Origin of the sequence: Rhodocytophaga rosea (genome assembly GCF_010119975.1) — a bacterium.
GTDB lineage: Bacteria > Bacteroidota > Bacteroidia > Cytophagales > 172606-1 > Rhodocytophaga > Rhodocytophaga rosea.
The window spans coordinates 2,070,564-2,097,293 of record NZ_CP048222.1; the positions used below are offsets into that span (position 1 = coordinate 2,070,564).

Genomic DNA, 26,730 nt, shown 5'->3' on the forward strand with positions numbered 1-26,730 from the left:
TATCTATAAAGCAAAAGCCCATTCTTTTCAGAATAGGCTTTTATATGCAATAAAAATAATTTATGTATTGAAACAAATACTATATTGTTCTATAATACGCCTAAAGAACTGCTGCTTGTTCCGGCATTATAATTATAATCTATCCGGTTTCCTGCCCGGTCTTTTGTAAAGAAATCTCTGTCTCTTTCCCAATACGGTTTATAACCGTAATGAGAATATACTTGTCCGATAAAGTTTCTGTCTGTTGACTTCGGCCATGCATCTTTATCGAAACCAGGTGCATTTTCCAGCACTTGTTTATCAATATTAACTACTACTTTTTCTTTTTTCTCATCTATTACAAACGCCTCCCAGGGCAAGGCGAACAGTTTGTTTCCCATTCCTAGAAAGCCCCCAAAAGACACTACTACATAGGCTACATTACCAGAGAGCAGGTCAATCATAATGTCTTTGATCTCACCCAGATTTTCGTCCTGATTATTGATAATGTTGGTACCTTTTAAAGATGAAGCGGTTAACACACTACTGTACTGAGCGTCTCCAATAATTTTTCCTCCAATATTCATAATTTCCTCCTTGTTATTTTAAGTGACACATATAATTATCTGATAAATATGCTTAAAAGCTGCATTTATCAGATATATTATACGTAGCTTATACCAGATGGGTTTATTATGAGCGTAATTATTCAGCTATATCAACTGATACAATGAACCAGAGTTATATTTTCTATGGAGGAAAAATCCGGCAAAAAGCTATTTAAAAACCAATTGAATTACCTCCATCTACAGGTAAGGAAGTCCCAGTAATATACTTGGCAGCTTCGGAAGCCAGAAAAACAGCCGCCCAGCCAATATCATCTGGTTTCCCAAAAGCGCCCATAGGAGTCCGGCGCAGGGCACGGTCACGGCGGTCTGGGTCACCGCCCATGGCTTTGCGGCTCATGGCTGTTTCAATAAAACCCGGAGCAATGGCATTCACCCGTACGCCATGTCCGGAAAATTCTGAGGCTAACACTTTTACCATTCCCTCTACCGCTGATTTTGAGGCGGCATAGGCTACTACCCGGTCAATACCATAATAGGCCGCCATAGAAGAGATCATGAGTATAGAACCTTTCCTGCGTTCAATCATCTTTCTGGCACAAGCGCGTGTTAAGGCAAATACGCCATTCAGGTTAGTCTGTATGATGCGGTTAAATTCTTCATCTGTTACTTCCAGGGCAGGCTTTTTCAAGTTTACGCCGGCATTATTCACCAGCACATCAATTTCCCCATATTTACTTTCGATCTCTTCTACCAAAGAATCGGCTGAAGCCAGATCAGCTACATCATTTACCTGATACCCAGCCGAAGCGCCAAGTTGTGAAACAGCTTCTTGTAGTACTTCTTCCCTGCGTCCGGTAATTACTACCCGGGCACCAGCTTTTATCATGCAGGTGGCGATCTCAAAACCAATGCCGGTCCCGCCTCCGGTAATGAGTACCAGTTTATTCTGAAGAGAAAATATGGATAAGTCTTGCATATTTTTCTAGGTGTTTATAGATGAGTTCAAAAATCAGATAGGTTATTTTGTTTCCTGTAATGACCGGAGAATGGCTAGTTCCAGGCCACGAAGTTCGGCCAGCCCACGTAAGCGGCCAATGGCAGAATAGCCAGGATATGTTTTTTTATGCAGGTCATCCAGCATCTGATGCCCATGATCGGGCCGCATGGGAATAGATGTTTCCCCTACACCGGAACGCAAACGGCGCTGCTGCTCCAGTACGATCTCTTTTATAACGGCATACATATCTACATCTCCGGTAAGATGATCGGCTTCATGGAATACATTCATACTGCCAGCAAGCTCACGTTTGGTAGAGCGGAGATGAATAAAATGAATACGTTCCCCAAACCTTTTAACCATTCCCGGTAAATCATTATCCGGCCGTATTCCCAAAGAACCAGTACAAAAAGTAATGCCATTAGCGCGCACCGGAGCAGCTTCCATCAGTTGTACCAGATCTGATTCTGTACTAACTACCCGTGGCAAACCTAATAGCGGCCTGGGCGGATCATCAGGGTGAATACATAAGTTTACGCCTGCTTCCTGGGCTACCGGGGCTACTTCCTGTATAAAATAGTGGAGATTTTCACGTAATGTACCAGCACTAATGTTGCGATACTCATTTAATAACTGTTGAAAAGTTTCCAGGGTAAAGCTTTCTTCCGATCCTGGTAAACCAAGTAATACTATATTGGATAGCTCCTTTACATCCTCGCTAGTCATACGATTGAATTTTTTATGCGCCGCTTCGATTACAGCCGGTTCATAATCGGCTTCGGCCCCAGGACGGCGAAGGATACATAAATCAAATACTGCAAAATCTTCCCATACAAAACGCAAGGCTTTGGAACCATCAGGCATTGCATAAGAAAGATCCGTTCGTGACCAGTCGAGTACGGGCATAAAATTATAGCAAACCGTATGAATACCGCAGGCAGCCAGATTCCGGATAGATTGTTTGTAATTCTCAATATAAGTTGATCTTTCAGGTCGCCCTTTTTTAATGTCTTCATGCACTGGCAGGCTTTCTACAACTGCCCAATGCAGAGCAGAATACCGGTTATTATCTTCCTCAATCATGGCTTTTCGCCGTTCAATCTCCTCCACCGGCCATACTGTTCCTACTGGCAATTGATGCAGGGCAGTTACCACCCCGCTACAACCAGCCTGACGTATATCCATCAGCGATACCGGGTCATGGGGACCAAACCACCGCATTGTTTGTATCATTCCTTTCATGAGAGTATTCTTACTTCCGTAAAATGAGTTATCAATTTCTGCTTTCTTTCCGGTACTGATAGCTGGTCGCTATATGCTACACCAGCTTCCCTACTTCGATTCACAAGTATAACTTTTTTGACGGTAATTGATACCGGCAATTTGATGGGATTGAAAAATATATGCCTTACTTGATAACCACAAAATCTGGCTGTGATGAGCAACAAATGGTAAATCACATCCTGCTTGCTATCCAAACCAACATTTTTCTACCCCTGTCGTATACACAAAAGCATTCTCCTTACACTCAAAATATTAGCATTTTGAGTATGAACCGGCCAAAAATTCACCCTGGCTGTTTTCTCGCTTTTTTTAATACGGATTAATTATTACTTATTTATCATCTTTCAGTTATGAAGACCATATTTACCACCTTATTGGTTTTAATTGTTTGCCTTGCACAAGCCCAGTATAAAACAGTACTGTTTGATTACAATAAATCTTTTTTCAACGAAGGAAATCCTTTGCCTGCTGAATCTTTCCTGCTATTACAGGGCGAAGTACCATCTGGGATACACCTGGTAAGCGCCAGTATTTTTTCTGCGGATGGAAAACAGCTTTTGCACAAAGCAACCTGGAAAAGAGCAACAGGAGACCAGGGGAATACATTTCAGATTCCGATTACTTATAAGTTGCACTCAGATGCCAGCTACAGTGTACGCATTAATTATTATAAGGAAATGGATGACCAGAACAGTGAGAAGTTCCGGGAGCAGTTGTATACCTACCTAGATGCCTACCTCGACCAGACCATTGCCATCGAACGCAACCGGATCCGGCTGAATGAGCCTGTAGCCCGCATTATTGACAACCTGAACAAGATCGTTAATCAGTCTACTACCTACTACGATAACAGAAGCAATATTACGTTTCCAGGATTTTCTGACTTGGTGGCCAAAAGTCTGCGTAACATCAAAAACCAGCCGCTGAGCGAGGGAAAATTCAGCCTGTTTAAACGCAAAGAAGATACAGACCGCAACTTAAAAACGGAGTATGCCCAGACAAGAATCGCCAGCCTCAAAGAACTGATAAAAAGTGAAGCTGGCAATCTGCTTAACACCGATCTTTTAACCGTTTTCGATAGCAAATACATAGCAGAATATTCCTCGGAAAAGATTAAAAAACCACTTACCGTGAATGTAGGCTATGGAGGCGTTTACTTCAGTGGAAATATCAATAAAATATCCTATGATTCGGCTCCCTATGCCGGTGTTTCTTTTCCGTTGGGAAACCGGGCGTTTACGTCTAAAATTCTTAGCAATACGAGTGTTTCTGTAGGTGCATTTTTATCTAACTTCAGGAATGCAGAAGGCCAAAAAATCACTGGTCCGATTGTAGGCATTCCGGTATATGCCGGATTAGGGTATCCGATCTTTGAATTTCTGCGATTTAACGCCGGTGCCACTCTATTACAAAATGCCAATGCAACAGACGGGCTCAATCTTCAGCAGGTTTCGATAAAGCCTTTCATTGGCATCAGTGCCGACATCAATTTATGGATAGGTTTAGGTAAAAATAAAAAGCTCCAATAAACCTGACCTACGATGAAAAAATTACTTTTGATAAGCCTGTTTATGATCGTTCGCTTCTCTGCCCTTATGGCGCAGCAGCAGTACTACAACTGGCAAATTTCGGCAGGCATTGGTGCCATGGGCTATTCCGGAGACCTGAGCTATAAAGTAAGTTCGGCCAAAGTTAACTTCCCGGCTTACCGGCTGTCTGTGGGTAGAAATATCAGTCCGTCACTGGCCATCACGCTACAGGGAATGTATGGGCAGATATCAGCCAACGACCGGGCGAGAGACTGGCATGGCAATGTACAGACAAATAATCCTAATTTCTCCAGGGCACTTAATTTCCAGACAGATATCCGCAGTGCCGACCTGTTGCTGAGCTATCGTCTGAATAATGGCATGGTATTAAGCAAACATGCATTTTTTGCACCTTACCTTTTTGCAGGTATTGGTCTTACCAACTTTACTGTATTTGGTGATCTGTATAACGAGTCCGGACAAAAATATTATTACTGGTCTGATCAAACTATACGTAACCAGCCACAACAACCGGCAAACATAAATACAGCCCAGGTTATTTCGCAAGACGGCCGGTTTGAAACCAATTTAACCAATCTGGCTACTGAAAAAACCTATCCTACTACGGTGTGGAGTATTCCAGCTGGTGCAGGCGTAAACCTGCGGATTTCAGACAGGATAAGTGCCAATATACAAGCCGGTGCCAGTTTTGCTTTTTCAGGTTACCTGGATGATGTAAACGGAAATTACCGGAATGAGTATACAACGCCTCAGCAGGCGTATGCGGCCAATCCATCGGGTATCATCAGCGGGAGCCGGGGCAATAACAAAAATGATGTGTATTTGTCTGCGTTCGTTTCGCTGGCATATCACTTTAATTTCAAAAAGAAAGCGTTTCAAACGCCACTTGTATATACTGGCTATTCTTCTCCCCAGCCTCTTGCTTATGAAAATGATGCAAGCCAGCCGGATGATCCGTTGCCTGCCATACAAAATGCTCCAGCAATTACAAATCAGATTACTCCACCAGTAACACCGCAAGCGCCTGTACAGGCCGAATTGCAAAAAACCGGTCAGGAACCCACGAAACAAACTGTAGACATTAACTTACGGGTAATTGTAGAAAATGGAAAAACAAGCGTTGATACGATACAAATTCCTGTTTCATCATCGAATCCTACCCAGAGAATCTATACAGATAATATAAGCAGTACCAAAATTTTGTACGATAGCACAAATATCAGGCTAACAGACACATCACTGCCTCTGCAAAACAGACAGTCAATCGTTCCGCAGGACAATTCACTGCGCCAGGAAATGAACCTGATGCGGCGGGAACTGGATTCTTTAAAATCAGTTCGGCAAGTACCTGTTCCAGGATTGATGTACACCGATTCTATACAGCCCGGCAGACAGGTTGAAACGACACAGGCTTTACGAAACAATAACCCTGTTGCAGCCGGCGAAAATACCCGAATAAGGGCTTTAGAACAGGAAGTTGAAAGTTTACGGAACAGCCTGGAAAGAGAACGGACATTGAATACCAATGCCCGTACAACACCGCCTCAAGTGATCATCAGGGAAACACCAGTAAATAATTATGACCGCCGACCAGCTACCGGACTTTCTGTGGGTGTGCCTTTAATCCAGGAAAAGAATTATAGCAAAGAAGAACTTAGTGCCCTGAAAACAGAAGTTAGCAGTATTCAAACGCAGCTCGATAGCCTGCGGGCGCAAAAACAAATAGCACAGGATACAACCGTTGACTCCAGAATAGATTCTCTGATGACACTGATTAACCGGATTGAGCGCCTGAATACCTCTGCCAGCAACAGTTCCCCCTCTCCTGCTAACAATACAATAATGGGAAATGATACAACCGCCCGCCAGCTTATAGATTCGCTACAAGTGCAAATTGCCGGTTTAAATCAATCTCTGGCATCAGCTCAGGCAAAAATGGCAAAAGAGATGGATAGCCTGTCTAGTGGAGTGCCTTTATCGGCCCTGGGCAGTACAGTTATTTACTACGATATAAATGTTTCCAAGCTGAACAGTAATGATCAGCAACGCTTGTCTTTTCTGGGACGAAAGTTACAGGCCGATCGTTCGGTATTGCTGCATATTAAAGGTTTTACCGACCAGACTGGAAATACGGCATATAATTTAGCCCTTTCCCGGAAAAGAGCGGAAAATGTAAAAAATTATCTTGTTTCCCAGCTGGGCATCCCTCCTGAACAAATCCTGATCAATTATTTCGGACAGCAAAAATCGTCCTCCTCTGGAAAAGATAATCCCTATGATAGAAGAGTAGAACTGGAATTATTCCGCGAATAAACAGGCATAACTTATCAAAAAATATTATTTTCCTGACCCCTGCATAGATTAACGTTTATGCAGGGGTTAATACTGTGAGGCCTTAGTGTACCGGCATATTACAAACGTATATACTTACACCTTGCCCAATAGCCTCATCAACAAAATAGATGATGGCTACATTGAATAAAAGGTATAATCTATTCAACAGTTATTTCTGCTAAAGACGGACCGGATGAGTATCTCTGATTAAATATAAGTATAGTAAGGCTCCAAGAATAGCAATTCCACAAAGTGAACCGATAATAGGTGCAGATAGCCATAACAAAGCATAACCTGATAGATAAGCGCCAGCCACATCACAAAAATTTACCAGCGACATATAAGTAGTAAACTGGGAACCTTCAATGCCTTTGCGGCAAATGAACATTAACATCGGCATCGCAGCCACACTAAAACTAGGGTCGAACAGGTAATAAATCAACAAACCCACCGAAGACACCGATACGTTTCTCCATAATGCGGATAGTGAATTAAATACAAGCATATAGCAACTGATAATAATCATTATGGTTATCAGCATTTTGTGTGTTCCCAATCTATCTGTCAATAATCCGCTTATAATGATGATGAGTATACTTCCCATCAGCACATAAGATCCGCTTAGGGTAGACAAATAGGTATCCGTCCAGTGGAGTTTCTGAATGAGATGTACATTAAATGCCCGGATAAAAATACTCAGACTGGTGTATACGCATATAATCACGGCAAAAATGGGTAAGCTTGATTTGCTGAAAATAGCTTGAAACAATTCTATAAATACATTGCCTAGCTTTTGTTCAGGTAAGCCTTGGTTGGTCTCAGCTTTTCCCTGAGAAAATTTCCAAAGGAGCGCATCTGTTTTTTTCTCCCGGATAAAAAAGTAATAATGGTAAAGACGCCTAAGAAAACGGATTGTAAGAGGGCAGCTTCAAAAAATCCGAAACTGTGCATCACAATGGCCATTATTCCTGCACCCAGAGAAGTGCCAATCAGCATTCCGCCACGCATACATGCATTTATCCTACCCCGGTCTGTTACTGGTGTCATACTTATGGCCATAGCATCTACACTGGCATCTTGTAAGGAAGCGAACATACTATGTGCAAAAAAACTAAAAGACAGTAATTCTACCTGTTCAACCGGACTTTTCACCAGCAGCAAAGCCAGAGATGCAATAAAGGATAGCACTTGGGAAAATAATATCCATGGCCTGCGTTGCCCCAGAAGAGAGTGCTGAAAACTATCGATAAAAGGGCCCCACAAAAATTGCAATGACCAGGGAAGGCCAACAATAGCAACAAATTTACCCACAGCCTGTGCCGATTGACCCTCTGCAATCAAATAATTAGCTATGGCTGTTAAGGCGAATCCGGCTGGCACGCCTTGCATCAGATATAAATAAAAGAAAACGATGCAACGCAACACTTTGCTTTCACTCAATACAAGCTTGTCTGCTATAATGGATTTGCTGTTGTTTTGCACGTAAATGTTCCTGCCTTGCTGTTTGCCTATTAAGCTTAACCAAAAGCAGGAAGCATTGTTTGTGGATTTTATAGCAGATTATATTGGTTTTACTCCATCGATACTTCATCAACAAAAATCCAGGCTTTGGACTTTTTCTGGAGGGGATGCCAGGCTGGGAGGTTGATGCTATTTTTAGCAATCAAACGAATAGATGTGAGTGGTTGTTTTTCGAAATTTGCCAGTAATAAACCTTTGGAAGAAGGCCGTTTCTCTTTCGGAAAATCAGATTTAAGCACGGCGAGTTTTTTCAGCGAATTTTTACTGGCTCCGCCCCATACTTCTATTGTTACAGGCGGCATAATCGCTTTGTCTATATCTTCCAGGTAACTGACAGTGAGTTGAGACAATGTCTGGGGAGAAGCAAGCGCAAAATCTACCTGCATATCTTTTCCCAGATAGCCCAGGTATTCTTTATCATCATTGTCGAGACTGCCCCATTTGCCATCCAGCAGCGTAGTGTCCATTTTAGCCTGGTATTTGGGATCTGGTTTTGTTTCCAGATAAGCTGCTTCTGGCCGTATACCTAATTTGAGTAAGGAATAGGTAGACACTTCACTATTCTTCCAGCCATCCATTGCCGCCATCAGCTTTAGGTAACTGGTTTTAGTTACTTGTAAAGGTCCTTTATATAGCGACGAAGTTGTAGTCGGTTCAGTGCCATCCAGCGTATAAAAATATTGTACTTTGCCCCTGGATAATTTTACCTCAGCTGTGGCATGCCCACGAAAAAAGGTACTGTCAATTTTGCACTGGGGTATCGTTAACTGGGCATAATACATACTATCACTCAGATTCAGCTTAGTATTATAAATCTCCAGCGCAGGTTTGGCTTTTTTTATAGCGGCAATCTGTTTTTCGTCTACGTTTGTGTTATAAAGAAAAAGTTTCTTCAATTGTTTTAAACCAGCAATCAATTCTAATGTGGCTGTAGTAATATGAGTACCAGACAAGTTCAGGCTTTCCAGGTAAGGCAAGTTAGTAAGATACTTAATACCCTCATCTCCAATCGCATTATTCTGCAAATGCAATTTTTGCAAATGTGGAAACTCACTCAGCGCTTTCAGGTCACTGTCTTTCACATTGGTATTTCCCAGATCAATAGATACCACCTGTTCCCTTACTTCTTTAAGTTCGCTTACATCCTGAGGTGTAAAATTATTGCGGCTTCCCAGAAAAACAGCTACATAGGGTTTGGTCGCCGACAGTTGCTGAACAGTGCGGTAAGGGGTATTTAAGTCTTTCAGTTCATCCTGGTCGGCAAATGAAATATTGAGCAGATCCATTCCTGTTCTGGGTTTAAACCGCGATGCCATCAATGGATGAATACTATCCACTTTAGGTAGATTCACATATTGTTCATTCACTTTTGCGCCACTATTGATCCACCAGCCAATGAGGGTAATCTCCTCAGAATCGAGCTGCTGTTTGCCTTTCGGGGGCATATGTAATGAATCTTCCATCGGCAGCAACGCATACTTGTATAACAAACTTTTTCCGGCATCGCCTGCCACCATTACATCTTTGCTTTCGCCGCCTTTTACCACAGATTCATAATCGGTTACGACCAGTTCGCCTTTTGCTTTATTGGTATTGTGGCAGGAAGAACACTTTTCATTCAGAATTGGCTGGATTACATCCCGGAATACCAGGGCACTATCCGGATTTTCAATTACAATCGCCTGAGTAGCAAACTGCTTACGTAAGGGTTCTGTTAAAAAGCCTTTGCCATGTGTAATTTCGGCACCCAAATGTCCGGTAACAATGAGTGTAGCAGCACAAACCAGCAGCGAAGAATAGTATACAGCAGAAGGTTGCTGCCGCAGCCAGATCAGTAAGCCAGACATCAGCGAGACCAGGGTGCCTGTCCATTTATGTCAGTTAATTTCTGCACCCTGATACCCTCCTTCCTTATACAGAAAAAAACCAAACAAGGCTGTAAGGGCAGCACACAAGGCGGATATGGTAAAAAGTATTGTACTAGCCTCTTTTAATGCCACATTTTCCGGTTGTTTCCGCACGAAAAACCAGTCGAGGAACAGGCTGATAAAAATAAGGGCAATCGGAAAATGAAGCAGTAAGGGATGCATTCGCCCTGCTACCTGTAAAAACGCAGGCAAGGCTACTTTGTCTTCGAAAGCCAGCAGAAACAGTAATAATATATTCAGGAACCAGACGAGATTTACACTTATTTGTCGGAATTGATTCATTCAGGCTTACTAATTGTACTATTTATAAATTCTAATCTTTACTATTCATTTAACATGATTTACCTCACCATAAGTAGTTTAAAAAGGCATCTGAATGATAAAATTGTATTTTAAACTTTCTGTTAGCAGGAGGAAAAAGTGGATTTGTTTTAATTAATGTCCAATATTGATAATCAATATCTACATATTCATCTAAGTATTGATCTTTTACTATAAGTGTATCTGTCTTCCAAACTCCATTTAATAGATTACCAACTTTCATAAGGTATTTACCTTCAGGAATTTGTTTTGAACAATGAAATCCTGAATTTGGCTCTATTATTTGATGTAAAATGGTATCCTGGTTAAGAATAATGGAACACTCTATTTTTTCAGCGTTAGCAAAATGATTATCTATTGTAAAATAGGTTTTTCTTGGCACCTCGAAACCTGTTAGTATTATACCAGACAGAAAAATGATTATAAACTGGCAAAATAACAGAATAGTGAGATCGGCCTTAAACTTATATTTCTCTCTTTCTCTTTTACTTCTCAGGGCCATTTTTCACAGATTACCAGTTAAATTTTTATATTCTTAAAAAACTAAGCCAATATTCCCTTTACAACATGGCCGCTTACATCGGTGAGGCGGTAACGTCTGCCCTGGTGTTTGAAAATCAGTTTTTCGTGATCATAGCCAAACAAATGCAGAATGGTAGCCTGAAAATCGTGTACATGCACCGGATCTTTTATAATGTTATAACCGAACTCATCGGTTTCTCCATAGGTAATACCCGGTTTGATACCGCCTCCGGCCATCCAGATGGTGAAGCAACGTGGGTGATGATCCCGGCCATAATCGTCGGGTTTATAAGTTCCCTGGCAGTAATTCGTCCGGCCAAATTCTCCACCCCAGATCACCAGTGTTTCATCGAGCATTCCCCGGTTTTTCAAATCCTGAATCAATGCGGCGGAAGCCTGGTCTACGTTTTTGGCAAAACGGCGGGTAGTTCCCGGTAAATCGGTATGTGCATCCCAGCCCATGTGATATAGTTGTACAAACCTCACTCCCCGTTCTGATAATCTTCTGGCAAGTAAGCAATTAGCCGCAAAAGTGCCTGGCTGCATGGAATCGGCTCCGTATAATTTAAACGAACTTTCCGGTTCATCCGAAAAATCAGTTACCTCTGGCACGGACGTCTGCATGCGGTAGGCCATTTCGTACTGAGAGATACGGGCAGTAATTTCCGGGTCACCGAATTCTTCCTCCTGCATATGGTTTAACGTAGCCAGATGATCCAGCATTTTCCGACGGCTCAGCGAATCGGTTCCATCCGGGTTTTGAAGGTACAATACCGGCTCATGTCCGGAACGCAACTGCACGCCCTGGTGAATAGAATCTAAAAATCCATTTCCCCAGATGCGGGAAGCCAAGGGCTGAATATCACCTTGTCCCCTCGACAACAATACGCAGAAGGCAGGCAGGTTTTTGTTTTCACTACCTAAGCCATAACTCAGCCACGAACCCATACTTGGGCGGCCAGGCTGCTGGTTGCCAGTCTGGAAGAAGGTAACAGCCGGATCGTGATTGATGGCTTCGGTATGCATGCTTCGGATAATACAGATATCATCTACCACTTTAGAGGTAAAAGGCAGCAATTCACCCAGCCAGGCACCACTCTGTCCATGCTGGGCAAAATCAGCAAATGAGCCGATTAGCGGAAATGACTTCTGAAAGGCGGTCATGCCGGTAAGCCGCTGCCCCATACGTATAGAGGCTGGCAGTTCCTGCCCATGCATTTTTCGCAGAAGCGGTTTATGATCGAACAATTCCAGCTGTGAAGGGGCTCCACTTTGGAAAAGATAGATCACCCGTTTGGCTTTTGGCGCAAAATGAGAGACCCCGGCAGGCAACTGGTCTTCATCTGGTTTGCCACTGAATAAATCCGGCACTAACAACGAACCCAGCGCCAGACTTCCAACCCCGATACTTGCCCTGGACAGGAAAGTACGGCGGTTCATATTTAATGCACTCTTGAGAATTTCAACAGACATAGCTTCAGCGTTTAAGACTTACTAATGGTTTCATCCAGATTATAGATAATGCTTACTACGTGCATCAGCGCCGCACATTCAACTTGGTCTAACGTTTCCTTTTGAGGGTAAGCACCTACTTTCAGCAGCTTTCTGGCAAGCGAAGGATCTTTCTTAAAGCGGGCTTGCTCTTCACTGTAACTTGCCATCAGGACTTCTATCTCTTTCGATTGTGGTTTTCGTATCACAATTTTGCGGAAAGCTTTTTCGATTTTCTGCTCTGTAGAAAGTGATTTTTCTTCCAGTAACTGCGAAGCCAGCACCCTGGAGGCTTCCAGTACCTGCGGATCATTGAGTAAATTAAGGGCTTGTAAAGGCGTACTGGTGCGCACCCTGCGGACTTCACAAATCTCTTTCATGGGTGCATCAAAAATGAGCATCGAAGGTGGCGGAATGGTTTTGCGCCAGTAGGTATACAAACTACGCCGGTATAGTTTTTCATCTTTGTCAACAATGTATTCTGTTTCGCCCCGTCCTTTGCGGCCTACAGCTATAGCTTCCCATATCCCTTCCGGCTGATACGGTTTTACGCTGGGGCCACCCATTTCAGGATTCAACAAGCCACTGGAAAATAAAACATTATCCCGGATCATTTCTGTATTGAGGCGGTAACGGAAACTACGGGCCAGCCAGGTATTATCCGGATCGGCTTCCCGTAATTTTGGAGAAGTGGCTGAAGACTGCTGATACGTTGCCGACATCACCATTTTTTTGAGCATGTATTTCATATCCCAGCCTTTTTGCCGGAATTCTACGGCCAGATAATCAAGTAATTCGGGATGAGAAGGCAGGTTTCCCTGATTGCCAAAATCCTCAGAAGAAACGACCAGACCTTTGCCAAACATTTCCTGCCAGAGCCGGTTTACCATTACCCTGGCTGTAAGCGGATGTTTCGGATCAAACAGCCATTTCGTTAATTCCAAGCCGGTTGGTACCATACATGGTAGAATCGTAGGGAAGAATGGCAACTGGTGTATTAGGCCGCACCTCTACTTTCGTAGGTTTGTCGTATTCGCCCCGGTCCAGCACGAATGTTTTGCGGGGTTCATCATCACCCATCACCATTACGGTTACAGTATCTTTAGCACCAATGGTTTTGCCATTGATGAATTTTAATACATCGTTCAGGTCAGACTGGGTAATGGTGATATTAGGTTTGGGCAGTTCGCCATAATTGATCAGGCCTTTTTCTTTTACTTGGTTAAAAAAGGAATAAATTGAATAAAAATCCTTCTGGAGAATAGGATCATATTTGTGATCATGGCAACGGCTGCATTCCACACTTACACCCAGAAAAGCCTTTCCAAAAGTATTGGTCCGGTCTACTACATATTCGGTGCGGTACTCTTCAGGAATCACACCACCTTCCTGGGTGATTTTATGGTTGCGGTTAAAACCACTGGCCAGTATCTGCTCTTTTGTCGCATTGGGTAAGAGATCACCGGCTAATTGCCATGTTACAAATTGATCGTAAGGTAAATTTTTATTGAAGGCATGAATTACCCAATCCCGCCAGGGCCACATCACCCTGGGCAGATCATCCTGGTAGCCATGCGAATCGCCATACCGGGCCACATCCAGCCAGTAATTGGCCCAGCGTTCGCCGTAGGCCGGAGAAGCCAGCAACTGGTCTATTACTTTTTCAAAAGCTTTGGGAGATTCATCCTGTAAAAAAGCATCTACCTGCGTCATAGTAGGTGGAAGACCAGTCAGGTCAAAGCTTACCCGGCGGATGAGCCTTTCTTTATGGGCGGGGTCATTCGGCTTTAGTCCTTTTTCTTTGAGCTTTGCAAAAATAAAACGGTCAATTTCATTATGTTCCCAGCCATCGGGTGATGGTTCAGGAAGCGGCGATTGTTGAGGGGGAATAAATGCCCAGTGTTTTTTATATTCAGCGCCTTGCTCGATCCATTTTTTAAGTATTTCTTTTTCGGGTTCACTCAGTTCCAGATTTGATTCTACAGGCGGCATCCGAAATTTTGGGTCTTCAGCAAAAATCCGTTTGAGCAGCACACTCTGGGCTACATTGCCCCGCACAATGGCAAAAGCATGCGGATCGGATTTTAAGGCCATTAATGCGCCCTCTTCGGTGTCGAGCCGCAAGCCAGATTCCCGTTTATTAGCATCCGGACCATGGCAGGCAAAACACTTATCAGACAGAATGGGCTTTACATGATAATTAAAGTCGATTTTACCTGAATTAGCAGCCAACGGGAGCGTAGTCTCCTGAGAATTTTTTAAACATCCTTGCCACAGGATAGCACTTACAAAAAAGAGGAGAATAAATATTTTAACTGGCTTCATAGTGGCTGGAAGTTTTAGCTACATATTTTCGGTGAAAGCCGTTAAATATACACTTTTTTAAGTTTTATTTGGACATTTGATATACAATAATTTTCTAAATATGTAATAGTCAGAGGAATAATTATTAATTAGAGAGGCTATGTAAATTGATGCAAACGTTTGAGGAAATTTAGAAAACAATTAAATAAAATCAACTAAGATACCTTGTTCCGAGAATTTTGTTAGCTTCATTATTTCATTTTTTCCTGCAGTTTCTGTTTGAGTTCATCTATGTCGTGTTGTGAAATATTATGGGTGTTCTCTAGGAGTTCTAATGCTTTCTTTGCCAGCACTGTTGCTTTCCCTGCATTTCCTGTATTTTCATAATAATCTGATAAGCCATCGTAGGGATAGGGAGAAACTGGAAATTTTTTTATTAACAGGTCAAAAATAGCTGTTGCCATTTTTTCATTGCTGGCGTTGCGGAATATGTACATAAACGTTTGTTTGGGATCTTTAGGATAGAGCCGGAAGTAAAAATGAATAGCCTCAATCAAATAGGGTTTATTTTCAGAGGCCAGAATGGATAATAGTTGACGCATTAGTTGGTCATTAATCAGCGCACTTTGGGTAAGTTGACCAGCATATGATTCGGCTTTCGCTATATCTCCATTTCTAATCCAGGATAAAAATTCTGTTTCAGTGGGTAATATTTTTACATCTGTTTTGGCTACTACAGCATAAAGCACCTCTGCAGGAACAGAGGAAAATGTAGCAGGATATATATTCTTTTTCTGAACAGCATCCAAAAATTCCAGTGCAATCAAAGCTATATATTCGTAATTAACATATTTCTTAGCATCTGCCGGATTATAGACCTTGTAAACAGGATAAAAATCTGTGTGAACTATTTCTTTGAATTTAACTGTCCATCTGGGAGCATTAACCAAGGAATCAATAAATAAAGGATTGTTGTTTCGCCAGGATTCTGGAATTTGTAATAGGGGTATCCTGAATTTTCTTGGGTCGTAATAAGGCAGTTGTTTCACCCGCTCGTCCAGAAAGCAGCCCAAACAGGCAATGGCTTTTAAATCGGCTGATGCAAACTGGTGATTTACGCCCTTTTCAGCCAGCATACCAATAAAAGAGATATTATCTATAGCTGCATAGGGAACGATATAGCTCAGTTTACTTATTATAAAGCCTACATCATCAGCAGAAACAACTTCTTCCTGAATACTCCCATCATTCCAGTTGAAATGAAGCGGATCTACTCCGAGGTGAGGATAAGAAATAACTATATACCCATTACTGGCAAGAAATTCCATCAGCACACTTTGCATAAGCAGACCGGTGGCATGGGTATGCAGTACTACCGGAAATTTCTGATGAATGGGTGCAGCCTGTTTTACTACCGGAATTTTTGTTAGAGAAGCCTGCTCAAAATGGTTATCTGAGATTTGCCATCCTTTCTTGAGTTGAGTCAACAGATTCTCCATTCCATTTTCCACATACGGATTTTCGTACTTTAAATCAGGAAAATAATCTTTATATAGCATTTGCTTATCACCTGAAGAAGATCTGGCCGGGTACCATATAAACAATGGAATTCTTCTATATTGTTTGGCGCTTTTTTGATCTGCAAATGGTGCTGAAATATCCTGGTAATACCGGCTTGAATCGGTTAGTATTACTACTTTGTAACCAATGGAATAAGGTCCTGGTTTGAGATTACTCCATTGTGTATACTGGCCATAAGCATCTACCGAAACTAATAAGACAATCCAATATATTAGCCTGTTCATATACCTGTTATTTACTTACCATTTTTAAAATGAGCGTTATAATATGCTTTCTTTCGGGGCAGCATAAAAACTAGCAATTTTATTCAGGTAAGCCTTCTATTCCGATAAGATTGGAATTATAAAAAGATATTGATTGCCTGATTATCCTAAGTATTACAAAAGAAAACAGGCAGGAGAAAGATCACCTGCCTGTTTGAAAAAGAGAATATAGACTATGGATAAAATGTTTCTTACAAAGCTCTGGCAATGCGCTCCTGATAGGTCTCTACAGAGAAGGCATTAGAATAGCTCTGATGTTTGCTTTCAATTACCATGGTATAGGTACCATCTGTCATTTTAGAAACATCGAACTTGCCATTGAAGATAGCTACTTTGCCAACTTCTTTTTTGTAGACAACCTCATGATTGCTGTTTTTGATCATGACCGTTACTTTTTCCTGAGCCGGGTTTTCAAACAATACTTTCATAGTTAATGAGTTTTGTACCGGAAATACAGCTACTTTGAATTGATCTGAAGTCTGTGTATGGATGGCCGCATTATCAGCGAACTGTACACTTTGGGCAGATACGCTGCCTACTAATAAAAGCATGAAGGCTAAAGTAAAAGCGGCTGCCAGGTTACGCATAATAGTTGTGGAAGTGAGTGTAGTGTTCATGATTGTATGTTAAGTTTTCGTTTAGTTACTAATTTGTTTTGCTGATCTATATGTGAATTTTGTACCATTTGATAGAGAAAGGGCCACAGAAGTTACCCATTCAAGGAAATAAATCGATGAATGGCAACAAGCATCAATAGACGGCAGATAAGGCAGGGATAAGCGGTAATATAATTAACAGAGATTTTTGGATGGAATTTTCTTATGAAGTAGTAAAGTGTTCGTATTCAGAACAGATACTGTTCGTTTTTGTACACTTTTGCCAGAAATAGAACTATGCGGAATACAATTTGAAAAAAGCAATAATGTAGCTTTTGAAAACAACTTATGCACTGGTAGCCAAGGTTTGATTAAAAATACCAGGGCTATAAGCCAAAATGCTTATAGCCCTGGTGCCAGAAATCTAGTATATATATTTGGCAATACTCAACTGCACTTTCTCCGCCCACAACTTCATTACATCCATAGCCTCTTCAGATGGTTTTTCGTTGAGACGGGCTTTGGCTTGTACAATCTGTTTCCTCTTGATATCTACTTCGATAGTTACCAATCTTTCGGTCGCAGAAAAAGTATCCGCAGTGAGGGAGAAAATGGAGCACTGGCCAGCATGGCAGGACCGAACATAGGTATATACACAATGTTTCATGCTTTTTCCTTCTGCCCTCAGTTCATTGCTGGAAAGCAGTTCCCGTACTTTAAATATCTTCACCAGCTGGCCAGAACCAGTTTCATGCTCGAAAGCGGCAAAACCAGAAGGTTTCCAGTTAAGTCTGCCGCCATAGTTTTGTTCCTGGTTCATTTGCTGTTGCCATTCCTCTACCTGGCGCAATAAGGAATCAGGCGTACGTCCTTTGAGCGAATATCCGGTATGAGCCAGCCGCTGGTGATTGATATAGTTGACCACTTCTTCCAATCGCCTGGCATCAAATAGCGGAGCCTCTACAAAAAAACGGATTACTGTAAGCCAGAAATCATTGTTACGAAAGTTATTTCGCCCTAATAGGGTAGCATTCAGGTGCCAGGCCAGCCACTCATCGCCACCCAGGGCAATGACCTGTGCAAACCGGAAAGCACCACTAATGCTCCAGTATGCTGGTGTCCAGAGAAAGAAATGTGCCATCCGTTTGGTAAGCGGAACAGGCAAAGCCTGCAATTTTCGCACACTCAAGCCACTGGCAATATCTATAAACCATTTCCGGGCAGTTTCCTCACCAGCTTCCAGCCAGGCTTTATCCAGGAAAAGCGGCACCGGATAGTTGGCAAACAAGAAGCGCAGCAGGTGGGCAAATTGTTTTTCAGGCTGATAACTTACTTTTTTCCACTGGTTAACATCCTGTATAAAATAAGAGGCAAACTGGGCGATATAGTAAATGCCTTTCAGGTATTTTTCTTCAGACAATAGTTTATGGCAATTCTGCTTCTCCAGTTGCACCAGTAAATCATCAAAGGCTTTGCGCTTCAACAATTCTTTTTTGGCGATCTGGTTGTATAAACCTGCGATCACCATCAATGAGGTACCATACTCCGGTTGTAAGGGCAATTTGTCTTGTTGTAATTGTTTAATCCATCCGGATAAAGGTTTATTTGTGGTATTGTGCCGGACTAATGATTGTTGTAAAGCATGCTCCCATACTTGTTTTTTAGTTTGCAATTGAATGCGATCCGTTCTGGAAAGCATTTTTTTATTGGATTTTCCCATACTAATTCTTTGTTAAATGAACCTACGGCGGTTTTATGGAATAGCCTTTTTGCAAGGGCATACTCTGGCCGGGGAAAGTATCTGATATCTTCCCGGACATGGCTCTTTTCCGGTAACCGCACAGAAAAGCAGCCTCGAGGTGTAAGCTTCGTTTGTCGGACATAGTCTTTTATTAGGTTTTATTTAGAATCAGTTTCATGGCGTATAGTACTAAGTATTGAGTATCAGGCATTAAGATTTTTTAAGCATACAGGTATAGCAAACCAGCTTTTCAGCGGAGGGCAACAAAAAACCCGGATGGTTCAGCATCCGGGTTATATAGGTATTTAGGTGGATATATCTGAAGAATTACCCTTTACACCTATTTCCGGCCGGATGCAACAATGCCTGCATTTCACTTCTGAATCCCAGAGGTGAGCGCTGCATGGAAGCTTGACGGTATGTGAATAGGCAAAACATGGGTAGCTATATTTTTGAATTGGTCTGACAAATATACAACAGAGGATGTAAGATTTGCAAGGGATTCAGAAGATTTATTTTCCAGTGCTTGTATTCTTACCTGTAATCTACCCCAATTATATTAACATTTGATCTAAATCAACCCTCAATTGTTAAAAATAAATGATATTCAATAAAAGTACCTACCACACCTGGATCAGCTGCTGATGTAATATTTTATTTACCTGAATAATGGTTTATAGGTTTATTTCAAATGAGAAGTAGCGTAATTACCCTTGTCTGCGCAGGCTTCGCAATAGACATCTCTGAGTTCTTCGTCATCAAAAATCTGGAACGTAATTCTACAAGGACCGATAAAGAGATCACACCATTCATCTTCAGAAAGTAATTCCTTGGCTTGGATGAGCAATTTCACATATGCCCGGCTCTTCTGGTAATAAGGATGAGTAAAAGCTACCTTTAAAAAGTAGGCATGTATCTCCTTATCAAAAGGTGACTTTTTCTGATAGTTATCCAGAATGGTGTAGGCATGTTCCAGGTCGCCAAGTTCAACAAAATACCTGGCTAAACTCATCGTACGCTCTTTACTGGAAACAATCGCAGAATCATGGCTATAGAAATCGAACACAGTTTCTAATCCTTCATCTATGCGCTTTATAGTATTGGCTTTGTAGTATACCGGCAGGGCTTTCACAAAAAACAACGCCTTCAATCTCGCTATGTTCATCTGGTCATCGTCTGAGTTTCCAAGTTGTTTCAACAGCTTATACATTCTTTCAACTGGCAGGCCTCTCTCCTTTTGCAGATAATCCCAGTTGGAAATCACATATACCAGGTAATTGTATTTTAACCGCTCATCTGCTCTAACGATACTAACTGCTTCCTGAAATGTGTTGTAAAACCTATCCTGCTCTTGTTTGGTCCAATGGGAGGCATGTAACTGGTAATTAAAAGCCAGTTGATTGGAGAGAAGAATACTAGCCTCTTTGCGATACGGATATTTTAAAGTGATTATTGAGTCGGCAGTGATGCGCTTCTGTTGCCACAACACATATAAATAATTCTGCATCTGCGTAGCCTGATCAAAGGTGGGTTTACGGAGTTTGTAGAAATAGGCCAGTGTATCTCTAACAAACGTATGCGCCTGTATGGTAACTTTCGCCTTCCGTTGTTCGTCCAGTTTTTTCTCCCACACCTGCAGTACTTCGGGTTTTTGCAGTTCTTCCTTGATTTTAGTTCGCTCCCACTGCCGCCAGTGCGAAAATCTGGAAGTAGTAATTTGCTTGTAAAATAAGTCCCAGTTTTCTCTGGCTTTTACCTGTAAAATGGTTGTGCTGTCTGTATAAGACATGATGTGGGAATAAATGGCAGAAGCCCGTTGGGTATGAAGCGTTGAATTCAAGTTTTCAAATCCCTCTACAGACGAAAAAGCCTCTACCTGCACGGTATCTATCTGGTAATTCCGGATCGAATCTTCAATGATATGCATGGAAAGTGTATCTGGTGTGATACTATTTCTGCGGAAGGGCACTTCAAATTCAAAACTTTTCTGGATGGTTTCAATCTGAATATCAGGCTTGTCAAATGCAGTTACCATCTGAAGTGTATCAGAAAAACCAAGGTCGCCGCATACATCGGTGTAAATTAAAGGGATGTGGATTACCCCATCATGAATCAGCAGGAAATTATAAGTATAAAAGTCGCCGCCTGTTGCCGGAAGTTTTTGAATAAAAGCCTGCCAGTATCCTGGTTCCCAAGTTGATGTTTTTACTTCTTCAAGTTCTAGTTTGGCTTCCTTCGTTGAAATTTTCTTCAGTTGCCGGATTCTTTGTTTTTTCTGTCTATAAAAGTTTTTCTCCTTTTGTTTCAGACGATATAATAATTCCTTTTTATACACCGGTTCAAATACTTCTCCGGATAAAGATGAATTAAGGTTTCGCCGGGCAGGATTGGTATAATAGGCCGGATTGCCACAATGGTAAGGCTCATACCCTACTCGTTCCAGGGCGATTCCATCGTGTTTATTTTTAAATGTTTTCAGGATTTCTTTGACATGCGTACTTACCGCAAACACCTGATTATTTTCAAACCGGGGTAAAATATCGAATCTATCGGTAAGTAATCCAGCACATTTGGCACAAGAGGCACTGGCTTTACTGTCCAGGGATTGCAAATTCCAGGGAAGTTTTTCCTTATCTCCAGCGGCTCTGAGTTGTTTGGTTTTGATGTCATATACCTGCTCTGTATCTGTGGAGTAGTTGAACATCTGTTTGTTTTCTGTGAAGCTATATTTCCATAACACTTTAGCAAATTTCTGCACCGCAATAATATTCCCGCTTTCCGGATGCCTGGCAATGGCCACCCCGGTAACCTGGTAGTCTGGTGTGATTATATTTTTATAATGTCCCGGTGAGTTTACCCAGCCTTTCACCATTTTCCTGGCTGTTGCGATATAAGTAGTTTCCAGGGAATATGAAAGTACATTCTCTCCAACCAGATATTGTTGGGCACCATAGAACTCGGCTCTGTTCTGTGGCGTACGTTTCTGCACACTATTCTGAAAGTGACTAATATCTTTTTCTGCTGACAGGTACGTGGCATGATCTTTTGCGGCTATATATAAGATACTATCATTCACCAGGTGCCGCAATCCATGCGCTTTTCTCACACTGTCTACCTGTGTTTTTATTAAATGCTCCAGAAACTGTATCTGCAACTGATGTTGATCCGGCTTGTCAGAAGTAGACTGGGCATAGGTATCTACACTAAACGCCAGGGGTATACTAGCAAGTAGCGTGAGGAATGAGAAAAGCTTAAACATGAAATAAAGTGAGGATATCCGAAATTTTACTATATTGATAAGATACATATTTTCATTCTGGAAAACTATTTATACAGCAAGTACCTATGGATTTTATAGGCTTAGCTATAAAATTGTGATAGCAACAATTACCACTATTTATAAGATGCAATAGATGAAAGTTTTGCACATAGGTTTATAAAAAAATGTACTTATTCGAAATCTAATGTATTTTTCTACCTTCTATTTTGATACGTTCAAAACTGTATGTTTAACAAACTACCCCACTATCCACTAAACTATTCGTCCTTACTCTGCCTTTGTGTGCTACCTATTATGCTGGCAGGCTGTAAAAAGTCAGCTGTTCCTAAAACTGAAGCAGAGGAAAAAGCACTGGCAAGCTTTCAGTTGGAACCTGGCTTTAAAATAGAATTACTTGCCAGTGAACCGCTCATTTCTGATCCGGTGGCGATGGAAATAGATGAGTATGGGCGGCTCTATGTGGTAGAAATGCATGGCTATCCGCTCGATAAAAGCGGCTCTGGAAAGATCAAATTGCTGACCGATACAGATGGCGATGGAAAAATGGATGAAAGCACCATCTTTGCTGAAAACCTCACGCTTCCCACTGGTATTATGCGCTGGAAGAAAGGTGTACTCATTACTGATCCTCCGCATGTGTGGTATTTGGAAGACACCAATAACGACGGCAAGGCAGACATTAAAAAAAGTATCCTCGAAGGATTTGCCCTGTCTAATCCACAACATAATGTGAATAATCCGCTCTATGGCCTTGACAACTGGATCTACCTGGGCCATGAAGCTGAAGTAACGGCAAAAGTGTACACAAAGGAATTTGGCGATACTGGCAAGGATATTATATACACCGACAAACCCAATGGCCCCAGGCTTCCCGATAATGCACAAGGACGTGGCGTACGGTTCAAACCGGATAGCTTTGGGCTTGAAATGACTTCCAGTGATACGCAATTCGGACATACTTTTGATGCCTGGGGTAACTGGTTTCTGGTCACCAATTACAACCATGTTTTTCATGAAGTCATTGCTGCCTCTTATCTGATGCGTAACCCGGATTTACTTATAAGTGATGCTACCCAATCGCTTTCCGACCATGCCAATGCTGCAGAAGTATTTCCGATTACACAAAATCCTCAGCACCAGTTGCTCACGGATTTAGGTGTGATTACCTCTGCCTGTGGAATCAATTATTATCAGGGTGGCGCTTTTCCTCCCGGATTTGATAGTGTCACTTTTGTGGCGGAACCAGTCAGCAACCTGATTCATGCCGACCGTATCCAACCCAAAGGAGCCAGTTTTACTGCCAGCCGCCTGCGTCCCAAACAGGAGTTCCTGGCTTCTACGGATGCCTGGTTTCGTCCGGTAAACCTATATACTGGTCCGGATGGGGCGATGTATGTGGTGGATTATTACCGGCAAATTATAGAACATCCGGAATGGATGGCCGAGGACGTAGTAAAATCTGGCGCTTTATATAATGGTACTGATAAGGGCCGCATTTACCGTATCTCTAAAAGAGATGCCAAACCAGCTGACTGGACCAAAGGACTTTCTCTGGGTGATGCTACCGATGATCAGTTGATAGAATATCTGGCCAGTTCCAATATCTGGTGGCGCAGGAATGCCCAGCGCCTGCTGATAGACCGTGGAAGTAAAAATACTATTACGGCTTTAACAAAAATGGCCCAACAGGCTAGCTCACCCCTTGGCCGTTTACATGCCTTATGGACCCTGGAAGGAATGGGAGAGTTACAGTCAGAACTCATTACGAAAGCTTTACAGGATGCTGTTCATGGTGTAAGAGTGAATGCGATTAAGCTGGCAGAACTTCACTTAGAAACTACGCCCACCTTAGCCGAACCACTTGTTGCTATGCAAACAGATACAGATGCCAAAGTAAGATATCAGTTGCTTTGCACACTCGGTTTTATCAATACACCAGAGGCAGATCAGGCCAGGCAAAAACTGTTGTTCCGGGATATAAATGATAACTGGGTTCAAATTGCAGCTCTCTCTGCCCCTGCTTCCCAGCAAAGCGGTTTGCTGGATGCGGTACTTAAGCAATTCAATCCGGATAATCCGGCGCATGCATCGCTTGTCAGCCGCTTAAGTGCCATGGCTGGTGCCAGTCAGAAAGCAGAACGGATACATCCTCTGATTGAAAAAGCGACGGCGCCGATGGGAGAAAAAGCCAGTATCTGGCAGGCTTCTATTCTGGAAGGGCTCGCGAAAGGGCTCAAAAGCAAAGAAACAAAAGCTGGTTTCTGGCAAGAAGAGAAAAAACTTTTAACTAAAACCTGTGTGAATCATCCTTCTATTGGGGTCCGCAAAGGGTCATTGGCCATGCTCAAGGTAATTGGCCTTCCGGAAAAAGCACAAACTCAAATGGCTATGCAACAAGCCTTGAAACAGGCAGGCAACCACCAGCTTCCGGAGGAAGAAAGGGCACAAGCCATCCTTTTTCTGTCCCTTATTAATCCTGAGCCATATTTTTCCTTTCTTACCACCTGCATTAGTCCTGAAGAACCATTGCCGGTTCAATCTGCCGCCTTAGAGGCCATGAGTACTATTCCCGGTCAGAAGGTAGGCCATTATGTGATTGAGCAATGGACTTCTCTTACCCCAGATATGCGGGATATGGCCATCAATACCTTTATGTCTGATCCGGAGCGGATTCAATTGCTACTGGATGCACTGGAAAAAGGGCAAATTCAGTCTTCCAGTCTAGGCTGGCGCAGAAGTGTACACCTAATGTCCTATGAAGACGAGAAATTACGCAACCGGGCAAGAATGTTATTAACCAAACAGGATAGTTCCAAACCAGAAGTAATTAGTCAGTATCAGGCGGCACTTACCATGACAGGGAAGGCGGAACAAGGCAAACTTGTATTTCAAAAAAATTGCACAGTTTGCCACCAGATGGAAGGAAATGGTACTGCATTTGGCCCGGAACTGAGTTCAATTAAAAACCGGCCACCAGCTTCCATTATGAATGATATCTTGAATCCCAATGCTTCAATAGCAGATGGCTATGATCTCTGGACAGTGGAATTAAAAAATGGAGAATCCCTGCAAGGAATTATTGCCACGGAAACGCCTACAGCCATCACCCTTCGAAATGCAGGTGGTCAGGAAAATACAGTAGCCCGTCAGGATATTAAAAGTTTAACAGCTCTTACTATATCCGCCATGCCTGCTGGCTTAGAAAAGCAAATCAACCAGCAGGATATGGCTGACTTACTAGCGTACATCCGGCAGATAAAGTAACTTTAATGATATTCGATCTTTCAAACTACCACTCATGCAAACCGCTTCAAAATTTATCCTGTTCACTCTCCTTCTACTTCAAACCATTTACAGTGCCGCCCAGCAAAAAACAACCGTTTCCTGGCCAGAAAGCAAACGAATGGCTTTAAGTTTGAGCTTTGATGATGGCCGGATGAGCCAGGTGGACAAAGGTACAGCGCTCCTCGATGAATATGGCGTAAAAGCTACTTTTTATGTAGTGCCATCCGCTGTACAGCAGCGTTTAGAAGGCTGGAAAAAAGCGGTTGCCAGCGGACATGAAATCGGCAACCATTCACTCAACCATCCCTGTACCGGCAACTTTGCCTGGTCGAGGCAAAAAGCATTGGAAGAGTATAGCCTTGAAAAGATGCGGAGTGAACTGATAGAAGCCAACCGGATGATTAAAAGCCTGATAGGAGTTACGCCAGCTGTTTTTGCCTATCCCTGCGGCCAGACTTTCGTTGGAAGAGGTACTCAAACCAAAAGCTATGTTCCGGTAATAGCAGAATTATTCTCCTCCGGAAGATTATGGCTAAGTGAGGGCCCAAATGAACCACTGTTTTGCGATATGGCACAACTCACAGGTATGGAAATGGATGGCAAGAACTTCGACCAGATCCGCCCTTTACTCGAACGGGCTAGAGAAACTGGTCAATGGGTGGTACTGGCTGGCCATGAAATGAATGATTCCGGCGACCAGACGACTAAGTTAGCTATGTTACGGGAACTGATCGCTTATGCCCAGAACCCGGCAAATGGCATCTGGCTGGCACCAGTAGGCACTGTTTCGGGCTATATTCAGAAGACTAAAGGAAATAAATAGTTTATACATAAAAATCATCAAACATCATAATTTCCCTGTTATTCAAAAAGACGGATATAGAATATCTGCCAAATACCGGCTTTGTAATTAATGAAAATATAGTTCGGTGGGGAACACAAAGAGGGATAGTCCGCAAATTATTAAACAATCGACATAGCGAACAGCTTTACCAGAAACGGGATATTTATGAGAACTACCATAAGTCGGATAGTTATTTCTTTTTGAATTATAATGAACAGAATTATTTACAAGAATTGGAAGTACATTGGGGTTTGAGTGTTGTCGTAAACAACGTAATTATCATTTTTGACGCAGAGATCCACAAAACTTTAAAAGTCCTGCAAGCAAATTCTTTTCAATA

20 protein-coding genes are annotated in these 26,730 nt (G+C 42.2%); 4 read left to right on the plus strand and 16 right to left on the minus strand.

Annotated elements, in window-relative coordinates:
* Positions 1-89 precede the first annotated feature (89 nt).
* The 3 genes from GXP67_RS08755 to uxuA all read right to left on the minus strand — a co-directional run bounded on the left by GXP67_RS08755 (position 90) and on the right by uxuA (position 2,778).
* Positions 90-566, minus strand: a complete 477-nt coding sequence (locus tag GXP67_RS08755) for a PRC-barrel domain-containing protein (protein ID WP_162442795.1) — start codon at positions 564-566, stop codon at positions 90-92.
* Between the two features lie 193 nt (positions 567-759).
* Entirely contained in the window at positions 760-1,524 is a 765-nt protein-coding gene (locus tag GXP67_RS08760) for an SDR family NAD(P)-dependent oxidoreductase (protein WP_162442796.1), read from the minus strand.
* Between the two features lie 42 nt (positions 1,525-1,566).
* Positions 1,567-2,778, minus strand: coding sequence for a mannonate dehydratase (gene uxuA, locus GXP67_RS08765; RefSeq protein ID WP_232065275.1), 1,212 nt, complete (start codon positions 2,776-2,778; stop codon positions 1,567-1,569).
* A gap of 401 nt (positions 2,779-3,179) precedes the next feature.
* Here uxuA and GXP67_RS08770 point away from each other — a divergent pair, with 401 nt between their 5' ends.
* The gene (locus tag GXP67_RS08770; RefSeq protein WP_162442797.1) at positions 3,180-4,358 is read left to right on the plus strand and encodes a hypothetical protein; all 1,179 of its coding nucleotides are present in this window, start codon (positions 3,180-3,182) and stop codon (positions 4,356-4,358) included.
* Positions 4,359-4,370: 12 nt separating this feature from the next.
* On the plus strand, positions 4,371-6,692 hold the full coding sequence (locus GXP67_RS08775) for an OmpA family protein (protein WP_162442798.1): 2,322 nt from the start codon (positions 4,371-4,373) through the stop codon (positions 6,690-6,692).
* Between the two features lie 199 nt (positions 6,693-6,891).
* Here the strand turns inward: GXP67_RS08775 and GXP67_RS08780 are convergent, their stop codons facing one another.
* The 13 genes from GXP67_RS08780 to GXP67_RS08835 form a co-directional block, all read right to left on the minus strand.
* Entirely contained in the window at positions 6,892-7,437 is a 546-nt protein-coding gene (locus tag GXP67_RS08780) for an MFS transporter (protein WP_162442799.1), read from the minus strand.
* 62 nt (positions 7,438-7,499) lie between these two features.
* Positions 7,500-8,195, minus strand: coding sequence for an MFS transporter (locus GXP67_RS08785; protein WP_162442800.1), 696 nt, complete (start codon positions 8,193-8,195; stop codon positions 7,500-7,502).
* Between the two features lie 89 nt (positions 8,196-8,284).
* Positions 8,285-10,081 carry a chitobiase/beta-hexosaminidase C-terminal domain-containing protein gene (locus GXP67_RS08790; RefSeq protein WP_162442801.1) on the minus strand — a complete coding sequence of 599 codons (1,797 nt, stop codon included), beginning with the start codon at positions 10,079-10,081 and terminating at the stop codon, positions 8,285-8,287.
* A 30-nt stretch (positions 10,082-10,111) separates the two neighbouring features.
* A complete protein-coding gene (locus GXP67_RS08795) occupies positions 10,112-10,444 on the minus strand; it encodes a DUF2231 domain-containing protein (protein WP_162442802.1) in 333 nt (110 codons plus the stop codon).
* 64 nt (positions 10,445-10,508) lie between these two features.
* On the minus strand, positions 10,509-10,865 hold the full coding sequence (locus GXP67_RS08800; protein WP_162442803.1) for a hypothetical protein: 357 nt from the start codon (positions 10,863-10,865) through the stop codon (positions 10,509-10,511).
* A 161-nt stretch (positions 10,866-11,026) separates the two neighbouring features.
* On the minus strand, positions 11,027-12,478 hold the full coding sequence (locus tag GXP67_RS08805; RefSeq protein WP_162442804.1) for a DUF1501 domain-containing protein: 1,452 nt from the start codon (positions 12,476-12,478) through the stop codon (positions 11,027-11,029).
* An 11-nt stretch (positions 12,479-12,489) separates the two neighbouring features.
* Complete coding sequence (locus GXP67_RS37305; RefSeq protein ID WP_232065044.1) at positions 12,490-13,455, minus strand: DUF1553 domain-containing protein; 966 nt, start codon at positions 13,453-13,455, stop codon at positions 12,490-12,492.
* The gene (locus GXP67_RS37310) at positions 13,415-14,821 is read right to left on the minus strand and encodes a DUF1549 domain-containing protein (RefSeq protein ID WP_232065048.1); all 1,407 of its coding nucleotides are present in this window, start codon (positions 14,819-14,821) and stop codon (positions 13,415-13,417) included. The genes GXP67_RS37305 and GXP67_RS37310 overlap by 41 nt, the downstream gene beginning before the upstream one ends.
* A gap of 230 nt (positions 14,822-15,051) precedes the next feature.
* The gene (locus GXP67_RS08815; protein WP_162442805.1) at positions 15,052-16,605 is read right to left on the minus strand and encodes a hypothetical protein; all 1,554 of its coding nucleotides are present in this window, start codon (positions 16,603-16,605) and stop codon (positions 15,052-15,054) included.
* Positions 16,606-16,835: 230 nt separating this feature from the next.
* Positions 16,836-17,261 carry a T9SS type A sorting domain-containing protein gene (locus GXP67_RS08820; protein WP_162442806.1) on the minus strand — a complete coding sequence of 142 codons (426 nt, stop codon included), beginning with the start codon at positions 17,259-17,261 and terminating at the stop codon, positions 16,836-16,838.
* A 403-nt stretch (positions 17,262-17,664) separates the two neighbouring features.
* Positions 17,665-18,960, minus strand: coding sequence for a PcfJ domain-containing protein (locus GXP67_RS08825; protein ID WP_162442807.1), 1,296 nt, complete (start codon positions 18,958-18,960; stop codon positions 17,665-17,667).
* A gap of 22 nt (positions 18,961-18,982) precedes the next feature.
* Complete coding sequence (locus GXP67_RS08830; protein WP_162442808.1) at positions 18,983-19,123, minus strand: hypothetical protein; 141 nt, start codon at positions 19,121-19,123, stop codon at positions 18,983-18,985.
* 540 nt (positions 19,124-19,663) lie between these two features.
* On the minus strand, positions 19,664-22,240 hold the full coding sequence (locus tag GXP67_RS08835; RefSeq protein WP_162442809.1) for a CAP domain-containing protein: 2,577 nt from the start codon (positions 22,238-22,240) through the stop codon (positions 19,664-19,666).
* A 246-nt stretch (positions 22,241-22,486) separates the two neighbouring features.
* Between GXP67_RS08835 and GXP67_RS08840 the strand changes: the two genes are divergently transcribed.
* Together GXP67_RS08840 and GXP67_RS08845 are read left to right on the plus strand one after the other, a co-directional pair.
* On the plus strand, positions 22,487-25,525 hold the full coding sequence (locus GXP67_RS08840) for a PVC-type heme-binding CxxCH protein (RefSeq protein WP_162442810.1): 3,039 nt from the start codon (positions 22,487-22,489) through the stop codon (positions 25,523-25,525).
* A gap of 34 nt (positions 25,526-25,559) precedes the next feature.
* Positions 25,560-26,369 (plus strand): polysaccharide deacetylase family protein, encoded by an 810-nt coding sequence (locus GXP67_RS08845; protein WP_162442811.1) that lies wholly within the window; start codon positions 25,560-25,562, stop codon positions 26,367-26,369.
* The last annotated feature ends 361 nt before the right edge of the window (positions 26,370-26,730 follow it).

What these genes read in the sequence shown, in the direction of transcription:
- GXP67_RS08775 (WP_162442798.1), top strand. Translation starts at nt 4,371, where the DNA reads ATGAAAAAATTACTTTTGATAAGCCTGTTTATGATCGTTCGCTTCTCT.
- GXP67_RS08795 (WP_162442802.1), bottom strand. Translation starts at nt 10,444, where the DNA reads ATGAATCAATTCCGACAAATAAGTGTAAATCTCGTCTGGTTCCTGAAT.
- GXP67_RS37310 (WP_232065048.1), bottom strand. Translation starts at nt 14,821, where the DNA reads ATGAAGCCAGTTAAAATATTTATTCTCCTCTTTTTTGTAAGTGCTATC.
- GXP67_RS08845 (WP_162442811.1), top strand. Translation starts at nt 25,560, where the DNA reads ATGCAAACCGCTTCAAAATTTATCCTGTTCACTCTCCTTCTACTTCAA.
- GXP67_RS08840 (WP_162442810.1), top strand. Translation starts at nt 22,487, where the DNA reads ATGTTTAACAAACTACCCCACTATCCACTAAACTATTCGTCCTTACTC.
- uxuA (WP_232065275.1), bottom strand. Translation starts at nt 2,778, where the DNA reads ATGATACAAACAATGCGGTGGTTTGGTCCCCATGACCCGGTATCGCTG.
- GXP67_RS08770 (WP_162442797.1), top strand. Translation starts at nt 3,180, where the DNA reads ATGAAGACCATATTTACCACCTTATTGGTTTTAATTGTTTGCCTTGCA.
- GXP67_RS08805 (WP_162442804.1), bottom strand. Translation starts at nt 12,478, where the DNA reads ATGTCTGTTGAAATTCTCAAGAGTGCATTAAATATGAACCGCCGTACT.
- GXP67_RS08820 (WP_162442806.1), bottom strand. Translation starts at nt 17,261, where the DNA reads ATGAACACTACACTCACTTCCACAACTATTATGCGTAACCTGGCAGCC.
- GXP67_RS08760 (WP_162442796.1), bottom strand. Translation starts at nt 1,524, where the DNA reads ATGCAAGACTTATCCATATTTTCTCTTCAGAATAAACTGGTACTCATT.
- GXP67_RS08835 (WP_162442809.1), bottom strand. Translation starts at nt 22,240, where the DNA reads ATGTTTAAGCTTTTCTCATTCCTCACGCTACTTGCTAGTATACCCCTG.
- GXP67_RS37305 (WP_232065044.1), bottom strand. Translation starts at nt 13,455, where the DNA reads ATGGTACCAACCGGCTTGGAATTAACGAAATGGCTGTTTGATCCGAAA.
- GXP67_RS08755 (WP_162442795.1), bottom strand. Translation starts at nt 566, where the DNA reads ATGAATATTGGAGGAAAAATTATTGGAGACGCTCAGTACAGTAGTGTG.
- GXP67_RS08815 (WP_162442805.1), bottom strand. Translation starts at nt 16,605, where the DNA reads ATGAACAGGCTAATATATTGGATTGTCTTATTAGTTTCGGTAGATGCT.
- GXP67_RS08830 (WP_162442808.1), bottom strand. Translation starts at nt 19,123, where the DNA reads ATGTCCGACAAACGAAGCTTACACCTCGAGGCTGCTTTTCTGTGCGGT.
- GXP67_RS08825 (WP_162442807.1), bottom strand. Translation starts at nt 18,960, where the DNA reads ATGGGAAAATCCAATAAAAAAATGCTTTCCAGAACGGATCGCATTCAA.
- GXP67_RS08790 (WP_162442801.1), bottom strand. Translation starts at nt 10,081, where the DNA reads ATGTCTGGCTTACTGATCTGGCTGCGGCAGCAACCTTCTGCTGTATAC.